This is a genomic window from Consotaella aegiceratis (assembly GCF_036541425.1).
Lineage (GTDB): Bacteria > Pseudomonadota > Alphaproteobacteria > Rhizobiales > Rhizobiaceae > Consotaella > Consotaella aegiceratis.
The window spans coordinates 1-1,409 of the sequence record NZ_JAZHFT010000125.1 but is presented as its reverse complement, the minus strand read 5'-3'; the positions used below and the strand labels follow the sequence as shown (position 1 = coordinate 1,409).

Here is a 1,409-nt window from a genome sequence, read left to right as displayed (position 1 = left end):
GCAGCACGAGCAGACGCCTGTAACCGAAGCGACGCCGCTCACGGGCAAGTGCGATCATCCGCTCCCGAACGTCCCAATCATCGGGTCGGGTCGATTGGTATCTTATTGTCATGCGGCAACAGCCGATCACGCTCAAGTCCCGTGACGGGGCGGCATTGCAGCAGCCAGCTAGGGGTTGTAACCAAGGTCGCTCAGTTCCTCCCAGAACATCTTGTTACCATCCCCCGCCTCAATCAGCAGCTGGCTGTCGGCGTTGTTATACTTCTCGTGTAGGTGCGCGATGTTTTTGGCGTGGCTTTCCAGGCGCGTGTTCTTGTCCTTCCGATGAGGCAGCGCTAGCATGACGGCATCTGGCGAAAAGACAAACCTGTGTCCGGATAGCTTCAGGGCAAGGCCGAGGTCGATGTCCTCGACGCCCCAGCTCGTGTACCACTCGTCATACCCCCCCACCTGTCGCACGCTTTCTGTCGGCATTGAAACGTTGCCCCAGAACAACCCCCATGTGGTCGAGAGGCCCGTTATGTTGTCCTTGCATGCTCGAAACAGCCGCTCTCGCACATCGGCGAGTTTTTGCACCGTCGAGGCATACGCAATGATCTCATCTGCGCTACGGTCCGCATAGTCTGCCAATAGAGGATCCAGTTCGCTGAAAGCCGTATTGCCGTAACTGTGGCCTATCACCGCCGTCTTCGACGCGCTGGAGCGATGAACGGCGAGATGCGATTTCACCAGCACGCTGGAGGCGATGTTGCCGGAATCGAGGAAGATGCAGTACTCGCCCTCGGCCAGCCTGATGCCCATGTTTCGCGCCCGCGCCACGTGGTACCCATGGTCCGGATAGTAAGTATACTTAAGATTCAGCCCTCTATACTTGCTCCTTAGAACCTCGAATGTGTCGTCCGACGATCCGTCATCGCAGACGATAACCTCGAATGGTTCGGTGTTTTCTTCCTGAAGAAGTAGAGAATCAAGAGATTTTGAGGTAAGATCCCTACGGTTGTAGGTTGGGATTATTACCGTGGCCGCGTACGACTTTGATCCGGTGTAACTCAACTCAGCGCTCCTATGATTTCGTACACCAACAATCACGGGACTGGCAGTGTCCCGCTTCCCAGAGTCGGGTTTCTTGTCAATCGTCACGCCATTGTTCGAATGCGGGTTTCGGCCGAAAGGTAGGGCGTCTCGTCGTTGGCGAAACGCAGTACCACAACGTAGCATAATCCGGTCAACAGTAGGTCTTAGTTTCGGATGAAGCTGGACGGTTCTTCTGTAACGGGCCGTCCTGGGTCAACCCCAATTTCCCTACATCCTGTCGCCGAGGTCATGCTTCTGTCCGCAGTCGCTGAAAGGCGCTGCATGATGGAGTGGGAATGGGACCAGCCGATCGATCTAAAAAGCGCAGTCACCTG

At 55.9% G+C, this 1,409-nt stretch carries 1 protein-coding gene and 1 pseudogene; both read right to left on the bottom strand.

Features of this window, described 5'->3' with window-relative positions; all coding sequences use genetic code 11:
- Positions 1-142 (bottom strand): annotated as a pseudogene (locus SMD10_RS25335) (IS3 family transposase); the annotation flags it as partial.
- Positions 143-168: 26 nt separating this feature from the next.
- Complete coding sequence (locus SMD10_RS25330; RefSeq protein ID WP_331688492.1) at positions 169-1,218, bottom strand: glycosyltransferase family 2 protein; 1,050 nt, start codon at positions 1,216-1,218, stop codon at positions 169-171.
- Positions 1,219-1,409: the final 191 nt, after the last annotated feature.